At 28.4% G+C, this 21,028-nt stretch carries 21 protein-coding genes and 1 pseudogene; 2 read left to right on the top strand and 20 right to left on the bottom strand.

Translation table 11 applies throughout. From position 1 onward, the window contains the following. Nucleotides 1-14: 14 nt before the first annotated feature. The 5 genes from EIH23_RS03315 to EIH23_RS03295 form a co-directional block, all read right to left on the bottom strand. Complete coding sequence (locus EIH23_RS03315) at nt 15-392, bottom strand: Lin0368 family putative glycerol transporter subunit (RefSeq protein WP_122638794.1); 378 nt, start codon at nt 390-392, stop codon at nt 15-17. Between the two features lie 36 nt (nt 393-428). Then, entirely contained in the window at nt 429-1,121 is a 693-nt protein-coding gene (locus EIH23_RS03310; protein ID WP_122638793.1) for an L-ribulose-5-phosphate 4-epimerase, read from the bottom strand. Nucleotides 1,122-1,140: 19 nt separating this feature from the next. Further along, the gene (locus EIH23_RS03305) at nt 1,141-2,826 is read right to left on the bottom strand and encodes a ribulokinase (RefSeq protein ID WP_122638792.1); all 1,686 of its coding nucleotides are present in this window, start codon (nt 2,824-2,826) and stop codon (nt 1,141-1,143) included. A gap of 110 nt (nt 2,827-2,936) precedes the next feature. Further along, nucleotides 2,937-4,295, bottom strand: a complete 1,359-nt coding sequence (locus EIH23_RS03300) for a sn-glycerol-1-phosphate dehydrogenase (protein WP_122638791.1) — start codon at nt 4,293-4,295, stop codon at nt 2,937-2,939. A gap of 26 nt (nt 4,296-4,321) precedes the next feature. Then, on the bottom strand, nt 4,322-5,137 hold the full coding sequence (locus EIH23_RS03295; protein WP_122638790.1) for an HAD-IIA family hydrolase: 816 nt from the start codon (nt 5,135-5,137) through the stop codon (nt 4,322-4,324). A 294-nt stretch (nt 5,138-5,431) separates the two neighbouring features. Here EIH23_RS03295 and EIH23_RS03290 point away from each other — a divergent pair, with 294 nt between their 5' ends. Continuing rightward, nucleotides 5,432-6,193 (top strand): DeoR/GlpR family DNA-binding transcription regulator, encoded by a 762-nt coding sequence (locus EIH23_RS03290; RefSeq protein WP_122638789.1) that lies wholly within the window; start codon nt 5,432-5,434, stop codon nt 6,191-6,193. Nucleotides 6,194-6,240: 47 nt separating this feature from the next. Here EIH23_RS03290 and EIH23_RS16835 read toward each other — a convergent pair whose 3' ends face one another. The 9 genes and pseudogenes from EIH23_RS16835 to pdxA all read right to left on the bottom strand — a co-directional run bounded on the left by EIH23_RS16835 (nt 6,241) and on the right by pdxA (nt 14,948). Next, nucleotides 6,241-7,191: a transketolase-like TK C-terminal-containing protein gene (locus EIH23_RS16835; RefSeq protein ID WP_330566173.1), complete on the bottom strand. Its 951-nt coding sequence runs from the start codon at nt 7,189-7,191 to the stop codon at nt 6,241-6,243. A gap of 84 nt (nt 7,192-7,275) precedes the next feature. Then, a pseudogene (locus EIH23_RS16830) lies at nt 7,276-8,250 on the bottom strand (1-deoxy-D-xylulose-5-phosphate synthase N-terminal domain-containing protein); the annotation flags it as partial. Between the two features lie 26 nt (nt 8,251-8,276). Next, nucleotides 8,277-8,924 (bottom strand): fructose-6-phosphate aldolase, encoded by a 648-nt coding sequence (fsa, locus tag EIH23_RS03280; RefSeq protein ID WP_122638788.1) that lies wholly within the window; start codon nt 8,922-8,924, stop codon nt 8,277-8,279. Between the two features lie 22 nt (nt 8,925-8,946). After that, nucleotides 8,947-10,170, bottom strand: a complete 1,224-nt coding sequence (locus EIH23_RS03275; protein WP_122638787.1) for a 6-phosphofructokinase — start codon at nt 10,168-10,170, stop codon at nt 8,947-8,949. Nucleotides 10,171-10,173: 3 nt separating this feature from the next. Then, nucleotides 10,174-11,157, bottom strand: a complete 984-nt coding sequence (locus EIH23_RS03270; protein ID WP_122638786.1) for a 2-keto-3-deoxygluconate permease — start codon at nt 11,155-11,157, stop codon at nt 10,174-10,176. A gap of 113 nt (nt 11,158-11,270) precedes the next feature. Continuing rightward, nucleotides 11,271-11,735, bottom strand: coding sequence for a ribose 5-phosphate isomerase B (rpiB, locus tag EIH23_RS03265; protein WP_122638785.1), 465 nt, complete (start codon nt 11,733-11,735; stop codon nt 11,271-11,273). Between the two features lie 27 nt (nt 11,736-11,762). Continuing rightward, complete coding sequence (gene tpiA, locus EIH23_RS03260; RefSeq protein ID WP_122638784.1) at nt 11,763-12,542, bottom strand: triose-phosphate isomerase; 780 nt, start codon at nt 12,540-12,542, stop codon at nt 11,763-11,765. Next, nucleotides 12,499-13,908 carry a four-carbon acid sugar kinase family protein gene (locus tag EIH23_RS03255; RefSeq protein WP_122638783.1) on the bottom strand — a complete coding sequence of 470 codons (1,410 nt, stop codon included), beginning with the start codon at nt 13,906-13,908 and terminating at the stop codon, nt 12,499-12,501. The genes tpiA and EIH23_RS03255 overlap by 44 nt, the downstream gene beginning before the upstream one ends. Further along, nucleotides 13,896-14,948, bottom strand: coding sequence for a 4-hydroxythreonine-4-phosphate dehydrogenase PdxA (gene pdxA / locus EIH23_RS03250; protein ID WP_122638782.1), 1,053 nt, complete (start codon nt 14,946-14,948; stop codon nt 13,896-13,898). The genes EIH23_RS03255 and pdxA overlap by 13 nt, the downstream gene beginning before the upstream one ends. A gap of 258 nt (nt 14,949-15,206) precedes the next feature. Here pdxA and EIH23_RS03245 point away from each other — a divergent pair, with 258 nt between their 5' ends. Further along, a complete protein-coding gene (locus tag EIH23_RS03245) occupies nt 15,207-15,968 on the top strand; it encodes a DeoR/GlpR family DNA-binding transcription regulator (RefSeq protein ID WP_122638781.1) in 762 nt (253 codons plus the stop codon). Nucleotides 15,969-16,000: 32 nt separating this feature from the next. On the opposite strand, the gene EIH23_RS03240 is transcribed toward EIH23_RS03245, so the two are convergent. The 6 genes from EIH23_RS03240 to EIH23_RS03215 all read right to left on the bottom strand — a co-directional run bounded on the left by EIH23_RS03240 (nt 16,001) and on the right by EIH23_RS03215 (nt 21,028). Continuing rightward, nucleotides 16,001-16,906 carry a cation diffusion facilitator family transporter gene (locus tag EIH23_RS03240; RefSeq protein ID WP_122638780.1) on the bottom strand — a complete coding sequence of 302 codons (906 nt, stop codon included), beginning with the start codon at nt 16,904-16,906 and terminating at the stop codon, nt 16,001-16,003. Nucleotides 16,907-17,128: 222 nt separating this feature from the next. After that, nucleotides 17,129-17,635: a sensor histidine kinase gene (locus tag EIH23_RS03235; RefSeq protein WP_122638779.1), complete on the bottom strand. Its 507-nt coding sequence runs from the start codon at nt 17,633-17,635 to the stop codon at nt 17,129-17,131. Then, nucleotides 17,636-19,009, bottom strand: a complete 1,374-nt coding sequence (locus EIH23_RS03230; protein WP_122638778.1) for a PAS domain S-box protein — start codon at nt 19,007-19,009, stop codon at nt 17,636-17,638. A gap of 151 nt (nt 19,010-19,160) precedes the next feature. Further along, nucleotides 19,161-19,355: a (2Fe-2S)-binding protein gene (locus EIH23_RS03225; RefSeq protein WP_122638777.1), complete on the bottom strand. Its 195-nt coding sequence runs from the start codon at nt 19,353-19,355 to the stop codon at nt 19,161-19,163. Nucleotides 19,356-19,376: 21 nt separating this feature from the next. Continuing rightward, complete coding sequence (locus EIH23_RS03220) at nt 19,377-20,129, bottom strand: hypothetical protein (RefSeq protein ID WP_122638776.1); 753 nt, start codon at nt 20,127-20,129, stop codon at nt 19,377-19,379. A gap of 140 nt (nt 20,130-20,269) precedes the next feature. Next, nucleotides 20,270-21,028 (bottom strand): fumarylacetoacetate hydrolase family protein, encoded by a 759-nt coding sequence (locus EIH23_RS03215; protein ID WP_122638775.1) that lies wholly within the window; start codon nt 21,026-21,028, stop codon nt 20,270-20,272.

Genomic DNA, 21,028 nt, shown 5'->3' with positions numbered 1-21,028 from the left:
ATATATTTTATTATTTAAGCATTTAGAGATTCTTCACTATCTTTTTCCATACTTTTTTGAACAACATAAGCTAATGCTCCACCTATTATTCCTCCTATTGCTAAACATATAAATGTTGGTATTGAAGATGGTAATTCAACTACTCCATTCATAATTAAATCCCTTACTATACAAGTAGTTCCTATTGCTGTTGCCATATCAACAAAAGATCCTTCTGCTGAATTATGTATAAGTCCAACATAATGATTCATAAACCACATTAAGCCAATTATAACTAATGCTGCAAACCAACCTCCTATTATCCCATATGGTTGTGCTGAAAATGCTCCCCATACTCCTCCTGCAAACAAGCCTGCTATAGTACCACCTATAGCTGTTCTTAAGATAGCCATTATTTTAGTCCCCCTTTAATTTAAATATATTTATAATTACTGACCGTAGTAAGCGTTTTCTCCGTGTTTACGAAGATAGTGCTTATCTAGAACGTAATCATTTATATTACTAATACTTGGATTTAAACTCTTTGATATAAAATTCATTTTAGAAACCTCTTCTAATACTACTGCATTATGAACTGCATTTTTAGAGTCTTTCCCCCACGCAAATGGACCATGGCTAGCAACTAATATACCTGGTATGCTAAGGGGTTCTATATTTCTTTTCTTAAGTTCTTCAAGTATAACTAATCCAGTATTTTTTTCATAATTATATTCTACTTCATTTTTACTTAACTCTCTAGTACAAGGTATCTCTCCATAAAAATAATCGCTATGAGTAGTTCCTAATGGTAGGATACCAAGTTTAGCTTGAGCCCATCCAGTTGCAAAAGTTGAATGAGTGTGAACTACTCCACCTATTTCCTCATACTTTTTATAAAGCTCAATATGTGTATCTGTATCTGATGATGGTTTTAAATTTCCTTCAACTACATGGCCGTCAAAATCTACAACAACCATATCATCTACTGTCATCCTATCATAACTAACTCCACTTGGTTTTATAACTATTAAATTTTTTTCTCTATCAATTCCACTTACATTACCCCAGGTAAATATGACTAAATTATGTTTTACTAATTCTAAATTAGCTTCAAAAACTTCTTTTTTTAAGTTCTCAAGCATTATTAATCCCCCTAAAAATTTAAGCAAGTACACTTACAGTATTTTCTTTAACTTCTTTTTTAATATTTTTTAATCTTATCATAGCATCATTTATCCCAGTTCCAAAATAATCATGTAAGATTTTATATTCTTTATATAATCTTTCATAAATCTCTACATTTTCTTCAATTGGAACATATACTTCATCTTTTAATCTTGCCATATTATTTGCTGCTTGAACTATATTATCATATCCGCCTGCATCTTTACCTGCTGCTACTGCTGCAAACATAGAAGATCCTAATGATGTAGTTTGTAATTCTGCAGATACTTTTATTGGTATATTAGTTATATCAGCATATATTTGCATTAACATATTATTCTTTTGTGATAATCCACCACAAGCATATAATTCATTTATTGGCACTCCATGTTCTATAAATGATTCTATTATAACTCTTTGACCATATGCAGTTGCTTCTATTAATGCTCTGTATATTTCCTCTGGCTTAGTATGAAGAGTCATTCCTAATATCATTCCTGTTAAATCTGCATTTACAAGTATAGATCTATTTCCATTAAACCAATCTAGTGCTACAAGACCACTTTCACCTGGCTTTAATTTAGATGCTTTTTCTTCTAATAATTGATGTATTCCTATATTTCTTTCTTTAGCTTCTTTATAATAATTTTCTGGTACACAGTTATTTACAAACCATTCAAATATATCTCCAACTGCAGTTTGACCTGCTTCATATCCATATAATCCTGGAACAACCCCATCTTCAACTAATCCAAATATTCCTGGAACTGGTTTTTCTTCTTCTGATATTACAATATCACATGTTGAAGTTCCCATTATCATTAACATTTTTCCACTATCTACAACTCCACATCCTGGAGCTGAAACATGTGCATCTATGTTACCACAAGATATTGCTATCCCTGGATTAAGTCCCATCTTTTTAGCCATTTCTGGTAGTAATTCTCCTGCTTTTTCTCCTAAAGTCCTTACTTCACCAAATAATTTTTCTTCATAGAAGTTTTCTAACTTTGGATTTAACTTAGCCATAAATTCTTTAGTTGGATATCCTTCTTTTTTATTCCATAATGCCTTATATCCTAAAGTTCCATTACTTCTTACTAATCTTCCTGTCATTTGCATCGTTACCCAATCAGTTCCTTCTATAAATGCATAAACTTCATCATAAAGATCTGGATCATCGTTAACTAATTCAAATATTTTAGGTAATAATAATTCTGAAGATATTTTACCTATTCTCTTATAAAATCCTTCTCCCATTTCTTTTGCTAGATCATTTATTATATTAGCTTCTGGTTGACCACCATGATGCTTCCATAATTTAGTCCAAGCATGAGGATTATTTTTATATTTATCAAGATTACAAAGTGCTTCACCTTTTTCATTTATAGGTAATACTGTACAAGCTGTAAAGTCTATACCTATACCAATTATATCATCTTTGTGTACATTTGAATCTTTTACAGCTTCTGGAACTGCCTTAAATAAAACTTCTAAATAGTCATTTGGATTTTGTAATGCCCAGTCAACTGGTAATTCTTCTTTAGTTGTTGGAAGAACCTTATCTATAACCCCATCTGAATAGTTATACACTGATTCTCCTACTACAGTTCCATTTTCGCAATTAACAACTACAGCTCTCCCTGATTGCGTTCCATAGTCTATTCCTATAACATACTTCATTAAAAAACTTCCCCCTTGAATATATTTTTATATTAATATTTATAAGATAACGTCTTCTAAATATCTATTATTAAAGGGCTTATATTTATCTTGCTAGCCCCTTAATATTTTTATTTAGATAATGCTTTTTCTTTGTAATATTCATTTGGTATAACTTTACTATACTCATCTAATAATCTTAAGTCCCATAATAAGTGACTTATAGTATATCTATCTCTTATTTCTTTGGCATATAAAACTGCATCTTGTAACATTTCATGACTTATAAATGAATAATCATAATCTAATCCTATAGAATCATATATATCAATTATTTCTTTAGATGATGGACCGCTAGAAAGTAGTTCTACTATTTTTTGTTTATTTTTATGTATTGAATTTACCCTTTCTAATCTCTTAGATTCTGATAATGTATCATTTTTTTCACATAAGCTAAATATTTCATTTGATGCTTCTTTATATTTACTTAATATATCTTTTTTCCATTCATCTAAACTAAATTTATATTCTTTACTTTCTTCTAATTCTTTATTTGTATTTACTAATCTTTCTCTTAATCTTTGAGTAAGAACTGTACCACATGCTACTTTTTCTCCATGTGATGGTATATCAAAGTTTCCTAATAATGATTGAATTTCTATATAATGTGATAAGTGATGTTCTGAACCTGAAGCTGGTCTTGAATTTCCTACGAATGCCATTCCAATTCCTGTAAGAACTAAGCTATCCATTAAGCTTTTTATTCCTGAAGTGTTTCTATTTTTTATATTTTCCGCCTCTTTTAATACATTATTTATTGAGTAATTAACTAAGTCATATACTTCCTCACATACATACTCATTATTTACTATTTGACCTAATCTCCAATCTTTTAAAGCAGAGAATTTACCCATTATATCTCCAAATCCAGCAAGTATCATTCTGTATGGAGCATTTTTTAATATTTCTATATCTGCCACTATAGCCTTCGGAAGGTTAGCTGGATATGTTACTTTTAAATTGTTTAAAGTAAGTGCAGATACATTTGATGCATACCCATCCATTGAAGGAGCCGTTGCAATAACCATATATGGCTTATTTAATTTATAACTTGCATATTTACATATATCATTTATTACTCCAGATCCAACTGCTATTATAAACTCATTACCTGGATTAAAATTCACCATAAGTTCTGCTAAAGATCTTTCATCTGGAGTTAATTCATGGTCTCTAACATAAACCATTGAATTTATATTAAATCCTTTATTTTCTAAAGCCTTATTTATTTTCTCATTACATACTTTATAAGTGTTATTATCATATACTAAAAATAAATTTTTATATCCGTACTTATTTAATAAACTTTCTAGCTTATCAATTGCATTATCTTCTATTATTACATCTTCTATAGAAACATTATGATCTCTTTTACAGCTACAATTTTGTATTCCTTTTAGTAAATTTTCTATGGAAATATTATTATTCATTTATTTTCCCCCACTTTTTTATTATTCTATGCTAATACATCAACTTCTTTTATATTACGATAAATATCTTTTACTGAATTAAATACATAAGTTGGATTTATATCCGACATTTCTAAGTCTCCCATAGTAGCTTCCCCTGACAATACTAATACAGATGTTATATCTGAATTTATTCCTAACATTACATCTGTATATAATCTATCTCCTACCATAGCCATTGTAGACTTTTCTATATTAAATTTTTTACTTATAGCTTCTACTATACCTTTGTTTGGTTTTCCTATTATATAAGGTAACTTTCCTGTTGAAGCTTCTATTAGCTTTATCATTGAGCCAGTATCTGGCATATATTTTCCACCTTCAAGGGGACAGTTTAAATCTGGGTGAGTTGCTATATATGTAACCCCTTCTCTTAAATAATCGCATGCTTTCCATATTTTTTCATATGTAAGAGTTGTGTCAAATCCCAATACTACATAATCAGGCTTTTCATAACTATCATTAACTAAGGTTATTCCATGTTTTATAAACTCTTCTTCTAAATCTTTTGTTCCTAATAAAAATACTTTTGGATTTTTACTTTCTTCCTTTAAGTATATTGCTGTAGCTTCCCCTGATGTAAATATGTTTTCTACTTGGCAATTTATTCCTAATCTTCTTAACTTTTCTACATAAGTTATTTTTGATTTTGAGGAGTTATTTGTCATAAATATATATCTTTTATTTTGTTTTTCTAATTCTTCTAAGAATTCCTTTGCTCCATCAATCAAATCATTTCCCAAGTATATCGTTCCATCCATATCTAATAAAAAACATTCCACATCTTTAATGTTTGTATTCATAATAATCTCTCCCTGAACCAAATTTATTTTTTCAGTTTCCCTTTTATTTGTTTTTGTTTTTTATTTTTTATAATTAATTTCGTTTACGTTTATAATTATATGGTAGTACCCTAATTATTATTTCGCAACCATTTTTTAATATTTATTATCTTTTCTTTTCTTTTTTTGTTATTTATCTTTCTTTTCATTTTATTTTTATTTTTAAATTGTTTTTTTATTTTTTATATGATATATTTTTAGTAAATTATAATAGTGAAAAATGATAATTTATATAAAATATGGAGGTGATACCTTATGCTAACTCTAGAACGACATAATCAAATAATGGAATTACTATATAAGAATACTAGAATGACTACTAATGAGCTTTGTGAACAATTAAATGTTTCTGCAGCTACTATTAGAAATGACCTTAACTTTTTAGAAAAAGAACAGCTAATAAAGAAATTTCATGGTGGTGCTACTTTACCAGATCAATCAAATAATCTTGAATTTCATAAAAGAGATAAAATAAACAATATAGAAAAAGAGAATATAGCTAATGAAGCTCTAAATTTAATAAAAAACGATCAATGCATTTTATTAGATGCAAGTTCTACATCATTAGCACTTGCTAAAAAATTACATATATTTGACAGACTAACTGTAGTTACAAACGGAATTTACGCTATGTTAGCTTTAAAGGATGTACCTAATATTACAGTTATATTTATAGGTGGTATAGTTACTAAAAACTCTGGATGTACTGAAGGTCTACTAGGAGTTGATTTATTAAGTAAGATAAATGCTGATATATCTTTTGTATCTGCTCATGGATTTACCTTAAATGAAGGATTAACTGACTTTAATATTTATGAAGTTGAGTTAAAAAAACAAATGTTAAAAAGATCTAAAAAATCAATTGCTTTATTAGATTTTTCTAAGTTTGAAAATGTTTCAACAGCATCTTTTTGTAAATCTAATGAATTAGACTTAATAATAACTGATAATAAAGCTGATAATAAAGCTTTAGAAAAATACCGTAATTCTGGTATAAATATTACAGTTTGTGAATAATAAAAAGGGCTACCTAATTTTTAAGGTAACCCTTTTTTATATTTTATTTAAAAAACTAATTCTTTATTATTTTCTACTACTTTAATTGCTTTTTCTACTACATTATCTACAGTGAATCCAAATTTTTCAAATAAATCATTTGCATTTCCTGATTCTCCAAAATGATCTAGTGATAATATATCTCCATCAAGTCCTATATATTTATGCCATCCAAATGAAGATAACGCTTCTACTCCTAATCTTGATCTTACTTTATTTGGAAGTACACTTTCTTTATATTCTTTACTTTGAGCATCAAATAACTCAAATGATGGCATACTTACAACTCTTGAATCTATACCTTGTTCTTTAAGTTTATCATATGCTCTATATATAAGTTCTACTTCAGAACCAGAAGCTATAAGTATTATATCTGGGTTGTCTTTTTTAGAATCCCTTAGTATATATCCACCTTTTAATGCTCTTTTTCCATCACCTTCGTATAAAGGTAATTTTTGTCTAGTTAATACTAGTGAAGTTGGTGTAGTTTTATTAGAAATAGAATAATACCATCCTGCTGCAGTTTCTTTTGAATCTGCCGGTCTAAATACAGTCATATTAGGCATACTTCTAAGAGCTGCTAATTGTTCTATTGGTTGGTGAGTTGGTCCATCTTCTCCAACACCTATACTATCATGAGTTAATACATATGATATAGGTAAATTCATTAGTGAAGAAAGTCTCATTGAAGCTTTCATATAATCACTAAATACAAAGAATGTAGCACAAAATACTCTTAATCCGCCATGAGCATACATTCCATTACAAATAGCTGCCATTGCATGTTCTCTAACTCCAAAATGAAGGTTTGATCCACTTTTATATTCTTTTGAAAAATCACCTTTATCCTTCATATAAGTTTTATTAGATGGAGCTAAATCAGCTGAACCACCTATAAGATTTGGTACTAAATCTTTTAATCTATTTATTAATATTCCCGAAGATTCTCTAGTTGCCATTTCTTTATCAAAACTCCAGAATTCTTCATTTTCTAATAAAGCTTTTTCATTTATATCTTTATTAAACCATAAATCATATTCTTTAGCTAATTCTGGATATTCATTTTTATAAGATTGTAATAATGAATTCCAATTAGCTTCTTTTTCTTCTCCAGATTTTATGTATTTATCCATATTTTCATATACTTCGCTTGGAACTTCAAAAGGAACTTCACTTGGCCAATTAAGATTTTCTCTAAAAGCTTTTATATTATCTATTCCTAGTGGCTCTCCATGAGCAGATGCTTTTCCTTCTTTTGCAGGACAACCATATCCTATCTTAGTACTTACTATTATCATAGAAGGTTTTGAAGTTTCTGCTTTAGCTTCATCTATAGCATTGTTTATAGCTTCTATATCATTACCATCAGAAACTTTAATAACTTGCCAGTTATAACTTTCGTATCTCTTAGCAACATCTTCTGTAAATGCTATATCAGTACTTCCTTCTATAGAGATTTTATTAGAATCATATAAAACTATAAGTTTTCAAAGCCCTAATGTTCCTGCTAATGAACTTGCCTCTCCTGATATACCTTCCATTAAACAACCATCACCTACTATTGAGTAAGTATAATGATCAACTATATTATACTTTTCTTTATTAAATTTATTAGCTAAATATTCTTCTGCAATAGCCATACCTACAGCATTACATATACCTTGTCCTAAAGGTCCTGTAGTTATCTCAACACCTGGAGTATGATTATATTCAGGATGACCTGCTGTTATACTTCCTGTTTGTCTAAAGTTTTTTATATCATCTATACTTACTTTATATCCGAATAAATGTAATAATGAGTATTCTAACATAGAACCATGCCCTGCTGATAAAATAAATCTATCTCTATTTTGCCATTTTGGATTTTTTCCATTATGATTCATTTTTGACCATAATGTAAATGCCATTGCAGCTGAACCTAAAGGTAATCCTGGATGACCTGAGTTTGCTTTTTGTATAGCATCTGCAGAGAGTATTCTTATTGCATTTATACACTTTTCATTTAAATTAGAATTCATCTTTATTCCCCCTAATAGTTAATACTTTATTTATTAAAAGCATCTTCCCAATCTTTTTTAAACTTTTCTAAACCTTGATCTGTTAAAGGATGTTTTAACATTTGATACATTAATTTAGCTGGAACTGTTGCTATGTCAGCTCCTGCTTGTGCTGCTTCTATAACGTGTATAGGAGTTCTTACACTTGCTGCTATAATTTCTGTTTGTATATCATGCACTTTAAATATTTTAGATATACTTTTTATTAAATCCATACCATTCATTGATATATCATCGATTCTTCCTAAGAAAGGACTTACATACGTTGCACCAGCTCTTGCAGCAAGCAAGGCTTGTGGTGCTGAGAATATTAATGTTACATTTGTTTTTATACCTTCTTTAGAAAGAATATTAGTTGCTTTAAGACCTTCTTCTGTCATAGGTATTTTTACAACCATATTAGGATGTATTTTAGCTATTTCTCGTCCTTCTTTTATCATATTTTCAACATCTTCACTTATAACTTCTCCACTTATAGCTCCATCAACTATTTCAGTTATTTCTTTTATAACTTCATTAAAATCTCTTCCTTCTTTAGCCACAAGAGATGGATTTGTAGTAACTCCACAAATTACTCCCATATCATTTACCTTTTTTATATCATCAACATTAGCTGTATCTAAGAAAAACTTCATATTAATCTCCTCCTTTTACACCTTAGTATAAGTTCATATATTCAGGTATACCATTTTTATAATTTATACTTACTTCACCTTGTATTAAAGGTTTTAAATAATCTATCATTTCTTTTTTAACATCATTTCCATTTGAATTTATCCAGCTTAAGGGAACTTTCTTTTCTAGATTTGCAACATTCTTAATATCAGTAGTAACAAATTCGATTTTATATGGATTAGAACTTATCCTTTTAATGCCTACCATTACTCCTGAATTTCCTTCATTAGCACATTGAAATTCCTTCATGCCTAGAGCTTTAGACTCATCTAAATCAGTTTTACTTCCTATATGTCCTGCACATCTTTGCATTAAATTTAATTCTATAGACCTTACTTTGCAGCCTATTTCATTTCTTACTATTTCCTCAAGAACTCTTCCTGCACCAGCTATATAATTATGACCAAATACATCTTTAACACCAGATTGTACTTCATCAGATATATATTGACCATTTGAATTTTTTATACCTTCACTTATTGCTACTATAACTGAGTTATTATCTTTTAACTTTTCCTTTACATCATTAGTAAACTTATTTATATCAAAATCATTTTCACATAAATATATAAGATTTGGTCCAATTCCGCCATTTAATCTTGATAATGCAGATGAAGCAGTTAGCCATCCTGCATTTCTTCCCATTACCTCTACTATAGTAACTGATTGTGTATTATAAACAGAACAATCTCTTTCTAATTCAGAAAAAGTTGTTGCTATATACTTAGCTGCTGATCCAAATCCTGGACAATGATCAGTTTCAACTAGGTCATTATCTATCGTTTTTGGTGCCCCAATTATATTTATATCATCTATATTTTTTACTCTACAGTATCTACTTAATTTTTCTACTGTATCCATTGAGTCATTCCCACCTATGTATATAAAGTAGGCTATAGAGTATTTTCTTAACACTTTTATTATTTGTTCGTATTGATTTTCACATTTATCTATATCATTAAGTTTTAATCTACAAGATCCAAGAGCTGCTGCTGGAGTTTTATAAAGTAAATCCACATCACTAGTATCTTTTAATATTTCATTTAGTTCTATAAAACTTTCTTCTATAACTCCTTGAATACCATTCTTGGCTCCATATATTTTATTTATATTTCCAGAAATCTTAGCCATCTCAACTATTCCAGCTACTGTAGCATTTATTGCAGATGTAGGGCCTCCTGATTGAGCAACTAAAATATTTTTCATATCTTATACTCCTTCCAACTCAGTGTCTGATATTATGCCTTCTTTAGCCATTTTCTTCTTTAATCTTTTATCTAAAAACGCAACTATGAATGGGCATAAGAATAATGTAACTATTGATGCAGTTGCACATTGAGCAGTTGCCATTTCTGTATATGGTGCCATTGATGGATCTGCCTCTGCTACTGCTGCTGGCGTCATTGATGAATTTAGAGCAGTTGTACCAATTACTGCACCCATTGCACTTCTTTCTTCTTTTTTAAGACATAAGTTATATAAGAAATAAAATAAAAATCCTGTTACAGTTGATATTAATCCAAGTAGTATTCCAGATGCTCCTGCTGTTGCTATTGTTGCAAGATTGGTATTAGAACCTATTGCTATAGTCATAAAAAAAGTAACTATAGGTTGAGCTTTTTTACACATATCTTTAAAATCACTATCTAAATTTCCCCATATAAAACCTATTAATATAGGTATTATTGTTGCTATTAATGAATTTATTGGAATAGTTGCAAGACCTGTTGCTCCTAATGCAACTAATGTAAAGAATGGACCATCATTTAATGAAAGTACTGATACTGCTCCTGTATCTGTGGCATTTCCAAACTGAGATGATAAAGAAATATATAAAGAACTATTTGAATTAGTTATTGCAGCTATCATAACCATAGGAGTAATTCCTAGTATTCCATTGTCACCGCATATTTTAGCTACTGTTAATCCCATTAAAACACCTACTATAAACTTCATTCCTGTTAATACTGTCCCTTTATAAAGAGGTAATCCAACTTGCTTTATGTTTATAGCAGAACCACATATAATTAAGAATAATCCCATCATTGCTGGTTGGCCATTTTTAAATAAACCAGTTGTAAATCCACCTATTTCAAAAAACTGAGGAAATACAGTATTTATAAAAACTGCGATTAATAAAGGAATAATTACAAGCCCACCAGGAATCTTTTGCATCTTCGATATAATTTTCATGTATAATCAATCTCCTTATTTTTATTTATTATATAACTATTATTTCATATACATTTTTTAAGTTAACTTATTATATAGGTCAATGTTTTACATTGACCTATATATGACTTTATTTATATATTCATTGCAGTTTTTGTATTCTTTTCATATTCACAAATTCTATCTACTTTATCTTGAGAACCTCCACCTGCAAATTCACAAGTTAACCATATTTCAACTAGGTATTTTGCAAGCTCTGGAGCTACAACTCTAGCTCCCATACACATTATTTGTGCATTATTACTTTTTCTAGCACGTTCTGTTGAATATGGATCGTGACATACTGCAGCTCTTATCCCTTGTACTTTATTTGCAGTTATTGCCATACCTATTCCCGTTCCACAAACAAGTATACCTCTTTCGTTATTTCCTTTTTGTATAGATTCTGCAACCTTTATAGCTACATCTGGATATAATACTTTTTCATCAGATGTATATGTTCCAAAATCTTCAACTTCAATCCCTTTTCCTATTAATAATTCTTTTACACTTTCTTTTAAATCAAATGCTGCTTCATCGCATCCTATAGCTAATTTCATCTTTATTTCCCCCTTTTAATTTAAACTTTATAAAGCTTTTTTAACTACATTTAAAGCACTATCTACCATAGCTTTAAAGTTCTCTCCCTTTAACCCAAATCTACCTATAAATAATCCATCAATATCTTCATATTTTACTAAATCTGGTGCAGTTTCTGGACTTACAGAACCTCCATATATAACTCTTATTGAATTTGCTACTTCTTTTCCATACTCTTGTTCAATAATTTTACGAATATATTTGTGAGTTTCATTTACATATTCAGGACGTGCAGCCTTAGGCTGACCTATAGCCCAAACTGGCTCATAAGCTAGGATTACCTTTTTTCTAAAATCATCACTTAAACCTTCTAAAGCCCATTCAACTTGTGTTTTTAAAGTTTGTTTTCCAATATTGTTATCTAAATCTTCTTTAGTTTCTCCTATACAAACTACAGGTATTAAATCATACTTTTCACAAATCTTAACTTTTCTATTTACTAAGATATCGCTTTCAGAAAACATAGCTTTACGTTCTGCATGACCTAATTCAACATAAGTACAGCCAATTTCTTTTAATACATTCGCTGGGACTTCTCCTGTATATGCACCTTTTTCTGCAAAACAAACATTTTGAGCTCCATATTTTATATTACTTCCTTTAAATTCTTCGCTTACTGTATGTATCATAGGAAATGTCGGTAATATAAATATATCTACATCTTCAACTTTTCCTACTTTATCACATATATCTTTAGCTAAGTTTTTTCCATCAACTATAGAATTAATGTGCATTTTCCAACTTGAAGCAACTATCTTCCTTCTCATCTTTATACACCTTACTTTCTTTTTTAGATTCTTTGAATAATCGATTGACTATATCAACCGCAGTATTTTCACTTCCTGTTAATCCACCTTTACCTATAACAGGCATTTTATTATATTTTGACCCTACTAACTTTCCAACATCAGCTTGTGGTATTACATAGTCTATAAGCTCTATACATTCAACACCTAATTGACGACATACACTTACCATTGTATCCCCGCCAGTCATATATAATCCTGCAAACTTATCTCTTCCTAATTTATCTAAAGATGACCATATTATATATCCTAATGAAGAGTTTATTCTTTCTGCACAAGAACCATACTCATATCCATGTTTCTCATCTTCTTTATCCAGATTTAGTAATTTTCCACTAAGAGCTGTCTCTAATAATATTGACCTTGGTTGATTTTTTTTACTTACAAGTTCTACAACTTTATCAATAGCCTTTTTAACTTCTAACTCAGCTTCTACTCCTCCATTTATTAAGGCTCTTGGATTAACATGTATTCTTACATTCCTTTCATCACTACATAAAACTTCCATTTGTTTTTTAGTTACTGGAGTAGCACTACCAGCTGCTATTAATACAGTTTTTTCTTCTGTGTAATCCTCTTTTATATTAACGTTTTCCCAAACTTTATTTGACATATATCCATTATGATAAGCTAATCTTTCTGTAAATGGTCCAGGGTCAACTGCAAGTACATTCCACCCCAATTCAACTACTGCACTTGCTATTGTATCTACATCTTCATCATCTATAGCATCTACAACTATTATTCTATTGCCCTCATCCTTTGAGTATATAAGTGATAATTTTACACTTTCTTTTCCACCTAAAACATAATCTAATCCAACAAATCCAACTTTTCTCTTACTTTGATCTTGTAAAAGTCTTGGTATATAATTTTCCTTTACAGGAGTTCTAACATCATTTGCTGCTGGAGTCTTTGTTAAAGCAACTCCATTTATAACAGAAAATCCACCTACTAATACCCTATTAGATTTTGGCATAGAAGGTACTACTATTGCTACATAGTCATCTCCTATTTCATCTAACATTGCATCTATTTCTACACCTATTCCTCCACGAAGAGTTGTATCTATTCTTTTTGAAAATTGCTTTATTCCCATTTTCTTTAAAGCTTTTGTTGCCTTAGTAACTTTTTCATAAGCTTCATCTGATGGTAATGGTCTACTGTTACTACTTACAATTATCCCTGTGTATTCATTCACATTCTCACATTCCTGTGCAGCAACTTCATTAAAAAATGCTGCTGTTTTTGCTCCTGACTTGGAAAGTAATACACCTACTGTAGTAGCTCCAGTTAAATCGTCTGCTACAGCCCCTATAATTGGCAAGTTACTTCCTCTCCCTTCTTTTCACTATTTCCATACATCATCTTTGCATATTGAGAAACCACTTTAGTTGATTCAATCATACTAACAGCACCAGCAATACCTTTTCCTGCTATATCAAATGCAGTTCCATGGTCTACTGAACTTCTTATAAATGGTAATCCAAATGTTAATGTTATAGATTTTTCAAAATCTAAAATTTTACAAGCAATATGTCCTTGGTCGTGATATAAAGAAAGGATTGCATCATATCTTCCTTGTTTACCTAAGTTGAATACCGAGTCTGCTGGAACTGGCCCTGTAACATTTATACCTAATTCCTTAGCAGCTTCACAAGCTGGTATTAACTGTTCTATTTCTTCTCTACCAAATAGTCCATTGTCTCCACCATGTGGATTTAATGCTGCAACTGCTATTAACGGATTTTTCATATTTAATTTTTTTAATTCTTTATATATATTTTTGATATTATTTAGAACTTCTTCTTTTGAAGCAAAATCACATGCATCTTTTAATGACATATGACGGCTAACAAAGAATACTCTTAATTTATGAACTGAAAACATTGTAAGAGCGTATGGAGAATTTGTTTCATCTTGATATATCTCTGTATGACCTGCTTGCTTTACTCCTACTAATTTTATTGCTGATTTGTGTATTGGAGCAGTTGATACTGCATGAACTTCTCCTTTTTTTCCTAATTCTATAGACTTCATTATGTAATCAATACTCATTTGACCTGCTAGTTTTTGTATTTTCCCATATTCAATTGAGTCACAATCATAATCTCCTGTTTCTAATACATCCATTGTTCCGTATTCATATTTTGCTTCTGATGGAGACGTTATTTTATTAATATTTAAAGTAACACCTAATACTTTCATTGCTCTTTCTAAAATTTTAATACTCCCTATAATAAAAGGTTTACATTCATTATATAAATCCTTGTCTAGCATAGTTTTAACAACTATCTCTGGTCCAATACCTGCTGGATCTCCCATTGTTATAGCTGTTATTGGTCTAAATTGATTATTTAATTCCATTATTCTATACTCCCCCTGCAATGTTATTTTCATTTACTTGTTTTTATATTTATATACTAATATCTTTATTATAAATTAGCAAGTGTTTTCTTGCGTTTTTTATTTTTTATTTTCGTTTTATTTTTATTTCATTGTTATTTATTTTTTATTTTTTGTTATTTGATTGTTTTTCAACCTTTTATGTGATACATTTTAATTAATAATTGATATAAAAATAACCATATTTATCATATATAAATAACTATAAGGAGTGAAATTATGCTAATGCTACAACGTCATATTCAAATAATTAACTTATTGAATAAAAATATTAGAATGACTACTAATGACTTTTGTAAAGAATTAAATGTATCTGCAGGTACTATAAGAAATGATTTGAATTTTTTAGAAAAAGAAAAATTATTAAAAAAATTCCATGGTGGAGCTGCAATATTAGAAAAACACTATACAATAGATATTGATAAAAGAAATAAACAAAATAATTTCGAAAAAGAAATTATTGCTAATGAAGCTTTAAAATTAATACAAGATGACCAATGTATTATTCTTGATGCAAGCTCAACTGCATTAGCTTTAGCTAAAAAGTTAGTAAAATTTAAAAGATTAACGGTAATTACAAATGGAATTTATACAATGATGGCTTTAAAAGATTTACCCAATATTACAGTTATTTTTATAGGTGGAATTGTTACAAAAAATTCAGCTTGTACTGAAGGTTTACTTGGATGTGATTTATTAGATAAAATAAATGCTGATATATCTTTTGTATCATCTCATGGTTTTACTTTAGATGAGGGGTTAACTGATTTTAATCTTTATGAAGTTGAATTAAAAAAACAAATGTTAAAACGTTCTAAAAAGTGTATTGCTCTATTAGACTATACTAAATTTGAAAATATATCTACTGCATCTTTTGGCAATTCTTGTGATATAGACCTAATAATTACTGATAGCAATACTGATATTTCTATAATTGAAAAATATCGTAACTCTGAAGTTAAGGTTATAATAGCTAAATGAAGGACTACCTTAAATAAGATAGCCCTTCATTATTAATCCATATTTTTAAATCCAGCTGGATTTACATGCACCATACAATGTTTTACTAGAGGAAATTCTCCTTCAATCTTATCATGAACAGCTTGTGCTATTTTATGAGCCTCTTCTAAGGATATACTTCCATTAACAGAAATCTCTACATCTAAATAAATCTTAGAACCAAACATTCTAGTTTTCATATCATCTATATCACAAACCCCATCTTGACTTTTAACTACATCTTTCATTTTATTTATAATATCAGTATCACATGATTTATCTATCATCTTATCCATACTATCTTTAAAAATATCATAAGATGCTTTTATTATAAATAAACATATAACTAAACTTGCAATAGGATCAAGCATAGGAAATCCAATTCTCGCTCCAAATATACCAATAAAGCTACCTACGGAAGACATTGCATCTGACCTATGATGCCATGCATCTGCCATAAGAGCACTAGAATTTATCTTCTTTGCATAAAAGCGTGTATACCAATACATTCCTTCCTTTACAATAATTGATATTATAGCTGCTAGTAATGCCAAAAATCCTGGTATTTGTAAATTTTCACTGGTAGGTCCAAATATTTTTTTTATACCAACTATACCTATACCTATCCCTGTAGCAAAAAGTATGCAAGCAAGTATCATACCTGCTACACATTCAAACCTATCATGACCATATTGATGTTCTTCATCAGCTTCCTTACTAGAAATATTAACTCCAATCATAACAATAATTGTGCTAAAAACATCTGAAGCAGAATGTACTGCATCTGATACCATAGCACTAGAATTTGATATAATACCTGCAAATAATTTAAATCCTGATAAGATGGCATTGAATATAATACTGTTAGTCGAGACTCTCATTGCTATATCTTTGTCGCTTTTTATATTAGAATTTCTCATAAATAGTCCCCCTAATTTTACTTTATATTAAAAAGCATCCATGAGAATAAGGTCTCATAGATGCCTACACTTCATTAATTATATTTTAAGAGTGTATATAAAATTTTTTACTTTATTTTAATAAATTATATTCTCATTTAATTAATTTTGTGAATAAAAATTCTATATTTCAAATATTTAATAAAATAAAAGGATAGATTATTTAAAAATCTATCCTTTTATTTATAAATATATATCTGAAAACTCTACGCTCATCTTAGTTATATTTTTAAAATTATTATTAAACTCTGATACATCAGATTCTTCACCCTCAATTAAAACATCTGGCAATGTAATTATAAACTCAGAACCCTCTCCTAATTTACTTTTTACACATATATCTCCATCGTGCATATTAACTAAGGATTTAACTAAAGAAAGACCTATTCCACTTCCTTCTCTATTATTATTCATCTTACTTCTTACTTGTTCAAATCTTCCAAAAACTGCCTCCAATTTATCACAAGGTATTCCTATTCCATTGTCTTTAACCATTATTTTGATATTATCTTCACAACTTATTTCAACAGATATAATCCCATTATCTTTATTAAATTTAATTACATTTGAAAGCAAGTTTAACATTATTCTTTCTATGTTATCTTGGTCAAAAGATATTATTTTTTCTTCAACATTTGTATCAAAAACTAAATTTAAGTTATTACTTTCAATAAATTCAGAAACAGACATTCATATATCCTCTACACATCTTACAATATCTCTATTTTTAGGATTGTGTGTAAAGCTACCTGAATCTAGTTTAGTTGAATCTATTAAGTTGTTTATTAATTTTAATAACCTATAGCTATTTTGCTTAATAATATTTAAATATCTATCAAAATATTCAAACTCTTCAGAGTTTAACTTATTCATTCTTAATTTAAGAACTTGATATGAACTAAGTATTAAATTTAAAGGAGTTCTAAGTTCATGAGATAAGTTTGCAAAAAAGTCCATTCTTAACTTTTCCATTTGTAATTCAAGTTTTTTAGCATTAGTTATATCAGATACTATGCATACTTTTCTTAAAACCTTTTCATCTTCATCTAAAATTGGGCAATACCTACCATAAAACCATCTATCTTCTTTATCTTTAGTTACTTTTAAAAACATTGTGTCCGTTTTATTATATTCATATGGTTTAAACTCTTTTTCAATTTCAACTTCATCCCAATGATTAACCCATCCATTTATATCTTCATATAAATTTAATTCTTCTGCTTTTATACCATGTATTTTTTCAAATGCTTTATTTATATAAATGATCTTATCTTCTTCCCTTATAAATATAATATCCTCTACATTATTAACTATTTGTAAGAATATTTCTTGATTCTCTTTAGCTTCTTTTATAAGTTCTACTTCATTAGTTGTTTCTATTGAACCCCCCATAGTTCCAATAACTATATTCGTTTCATCATCTATATGAGGCCATTTAGCTATCTCAAAGTACTTGGTTTCAGATTTTTTTTGAACTATATTATTAAATACATGTATTTCATTTTCCTTAATTACGTGTTGATCTTCTTCTATATACTTATTAGCTTTTTCTTTTTCTACTAAATCATAATCAGTTTTACCTATAATATCACTATATTTAAGATTTTCTACTTCTAAATATTTCTCACTTACATCTAAGTATTTACCATTTCTATCTTTTATCCAAGCTGGGAAAGGTGCTTTTTTAATTGACATAGGCAATTTAAATGCACTTTCGCTTATTTTATATACCCTAAAATGTATATATTTTCCATCTTCATTGTAACATTCCATCTTACAAATCCTATTTATAACGTTTACATACTTTTCAAATTCATATTTTTCATTTTTTATAGTTTCTAAAATAGCATTGTACCATATACTAATTTGATCTTTATCAATAAGGTCATTAGACCTTTTTCCAATAAGATCTTCTCTGTCCATATTAGAAAGCTCTTCAAATGCCTTATTGACGCGTACTACTTCTACTTCTGTAATTTCATTTTTATCATTTCTAATAAATTCTACACATATATATGCAATGGGACTTTCTTGTATCATTTTTTGGTATATATAATTCCCCATATTCTCCCCTCAAATCCGAATTTTCTATTTTTTCATATACCTAGTAATTATAACATATTTTTACATTTTATTTTAAGATATATTTTAACATTTTATTGTATACTTGATTTAACAGAAAAGATGATAGTTTATAAACTATCATCCTTTTAAACTACTTAATATATAATCTATTTTGTAAAACTTTTATTATAGTTATTTCTGCTTTTTGCCTACATCTTCCACAAGCTTTTCCAGCGTGAGTCTCATTCATTATTTCTTTTACACTTTTACATCCTTTTTCCTTTGCATCTATTAAATCTTGAACTGTTACATTAAAGCAGCCACATACTTTTTGACTATTACTCATAAGTTACCTCTCCTTATAATTTTACTTATACTTTCTATTTTTACTTCTAATACAGTGAAAGTCCATATTTGTACTTTCTTTGTATGATTTCTCTATCATACTTAAATTATCTTTATTTTTATCATCTATTTTTGATTTTCTAATTTGTTTATTATATTTAATTTGCTCTTTTACCAAATTCATATCATCTTCATTTATACTATAAAACCTTGCTATATTCACATCAGAAAGATTTAATTTAATTAATTCTTCTATTTGATTAAAACTTATAACATTGTTATTGTATTTATGAAAGTATTTATTATAAATAGTAAAAACTTTGTATTCATCTATTTTTAAAGATTTCGATATAAAATCAAATCCTATATTATTTTCTAATAAATCATTTATTTTTATTGCAGTTTCTATTTCTATAGCCTTATTTTTTGAAATATTGTTATTTATATCATTTAAAGCATATATAATATTTACTTTTTTACACTTATATAATTCAGATATTTCACTTATTGTTATTCCTTTAGATATAAGGTGTTCTATCATTCCCTTAGTTAAATTTGTCCCAAATATTATTTCTTCTTGCAAAATATTAAGTACATCTATTGTATGTATTTCTAACTCTATTGCTATATCTATATAACTTTTCCCTTCATTTATCTTGGCTTTAATTTCCCTTAAAAGTCTTGCCTTTTCTATTTTTTTATACTTTACAGTTTTTATATTTTTTGGAACTTTAAGTAATATATCTATACAAGCTCTTTCAACGCTTCCTTTCATAAATTTATTCCTTCCCTTTTATGCTTTATATAAATACTAAATTATTATTTATATACCCACATTACAATAAAATTATTGATTTGTAATAAAAAAACTACTTTAAAATGAATAAAATCATCAAAATAGTTTTTATTTATGTATTAATCTTTAATTACTATATTTTTTAATTTACCTATACCTTCAATTTCTACAGTTACAACATCATCTATGTTCATTTCACCTACACCTGATGGAGTTCCTGTAAGTATTACATCTCCAGGATAAAGTGTCATTCCTTGAGTTATAAATTCTATTATTTCAGGAATTTTAAATATAAATTCCTTAGTATTTGATGATTGACGTATTTCATCATTTAAGTATAGTTTTATATCTAAGTTATGCGGATCTATATTTGTTGCTATTACCGGTCCTATTGGCATAAATGTATCAAATGATTTTCCTCTAGTCCATTGTACATCTTGTTTTTGTATATCTCTTGCTGTTACATCATTTGCACAAGTATATCCTAAGATATAGTCATTAGCTTTATCTTTTGATACCTTATAAGCTTTTTTCTTTATTACTATTCCTAATTCTGCTTCGTAGTGTAAATTTTTTGATATTGATGGATATTTTATACCACTATTTGGATTGTTTAGTGACGATGATGGCTTCATGAATATTAATGGTTCTTTTGGTAATTCTTCATTCATTTCTTTTGCATGATTTCTATAATTTAGCCCTACACATATTCCTTTTGTAGGGCTACATGGTGCTAATAGCTTTACATCATCAAGACTTACTTTTTCTTCTGTTATTTCATATTCTTCAAATATATTTCCTTTTATTATATTTATTTTGTCCTCATTTAAAGCTCCCCATTTCTCCTTACTATCGTGTATAAATCTTGTTATTTTCAT

Source organism: Romboutsia sp. Marseille-P6047 (assembly GCF_900604535.1).
In the GTDB taxonomy this organism is placed as follows: Bacteria; Bacillota; Clostridia; order Peptostreptococcales; family Peptostreptococcaceae; genus Romboutsia_E.
Note: the sequence above shows the minus strand (reverse complement) of the source record. Positions and strands in the feature narration are given on the sequence as shown.

Bases quoted from the DNA above. Each gene is read 5' to 3' on its own strand.
- EIH23_RS03315 (WP_122638794.1), bottom strand. From the start codon at position 392: ATGGCTATCTTAAGAACAGCTATAGGTGGTACTATAGCAGGCTTGTTT.
- EIH23_RS03310 (WP_122638793.1), bottom strand. From the start codon at position 1,121: ATGCTTGAGAACTTAAAAAAAGAAGTTTTTGAAGCTAATTTAGAATTA.
- EIH23_RS03305 (WP_122638792.1), bottom strand. From the start codon at position 2,826: ATGAAGTATGTTATAGGAATAGACTATGGAACGCAATCAGGGAGAGCT.
- EIH23_RS03300 (WP_122638791.1), bottom strand. From the start codon at position 4,295: ATGAATAATAATATTTCCATAGAAAATTTACTAAAAGGAATACAAAAT.
- EIH23_RS03295 (WP_122638790.1), bottom strand. From the start codon at position 5,137: ATGAATACAAACATTAAAGATGTGGAATGTTTTTTATTAGATATGGAT.
- EIH23_RS03290 (WP_122638789.1), top strand. From the start codon at position 5,432: ATGCTAACTCTAGAACGACATAATCAAATAATGGAATTACTATATAAG.
- EIH23_RS16835 (WP_330566173.1), bottom strand. From the start codon at position 7,191: ATGGCAACTAGAGAATCTTCGGGAATATTAATAAATAGATTAAAAGAT.
- fsa (WP_122638788.1), bottom strand. From the start codon at position 8,924: ATGAAGTTTTTCTTAGATACAGCTAATGTTGATGATATAAAAAAGGTA.
- EIH23_RS03275 (WP_122638787.1), bottom strand. From the start codon at position 10,170: ATGAAAAATATTTTAGTTGCTCAATCAGGAGGCCCTACATCTGCAATA.
- EIH23_RS03270 (WP_122638786.1), bottom strand. From the start codon at position 11,157: ATGAAAATTATATCGAAGATGCAAAAGATTCCTGGTGGGCTTGTAATT.
- rpiB (WP_122638785.1), bottom strand. From the start codon at position 11,735: ATGAAATTAGCTATAGGATGCGATGAAGCAGCATTTGATTTAAAAGAA.
- tpiA (WP_122638784.1), bottom strand. From the start codon at position 12,542: ATGAGAAGGAAGATAGTTGCTTCAAGTTGGAAAATGCACATTAATTCT.
- pdxA (WP_122638782.1), bottom strand. From the start codon at position 14,948: ATGGAATTAAATAATCAATTTAGACCAATAACAGCTATAACAATGGGA.
- EIH23_RS03245 (WP_122638781.1), top strand. From the start codon at position 15,207: ATGCTAATGCTACAACGTCATATTCAAATAATTAACTTATTGAATAAA.
- EIH23_RS03240 (WP_122638780.1), bottom strand. From the start codon at position 16,906: ATGAGAAATTCTAATATAAAAAGCGACAAAGATATAGCAATGAGAGTC.
- EIH23_RS03235 (WP_122638779.1), bottom strand. From the start codon at position 17,635: ATGTCTGTTTCTGAATTTATTGAAAGTAATAACTTAAATTTAGTTTTT.
- EIH23_RS03230 (WP_122638778.1), bottom strand. From the start codon at position 19,009: ATGGGGAATTATATATACCAAAAAATGATACAAGAAAGTCCCATTGCA.
- EIH23_RS03225 (WP_122638777.1), bottom strand. From the start codon at position 19,355: ATGAGTAATAGTCAAAAAGTATGTGGCTGCTTTAATGTAACAGTTCAA.
- EIH23_RS03220 (WP_122638776.1), bottom strand. From the start codon at position 20,129: ATGAAAGGAAGCGTTGAAAGAGCTTGTATAGATATATTACTTAAAGTT.
- EIH23_RS03215 (WP_122638775.1), bottom strand. From the start codon at position 21,028: ATGAAAATAACAAGATTTATACACGATAGTAAGGAGAAATGGGGAGCT.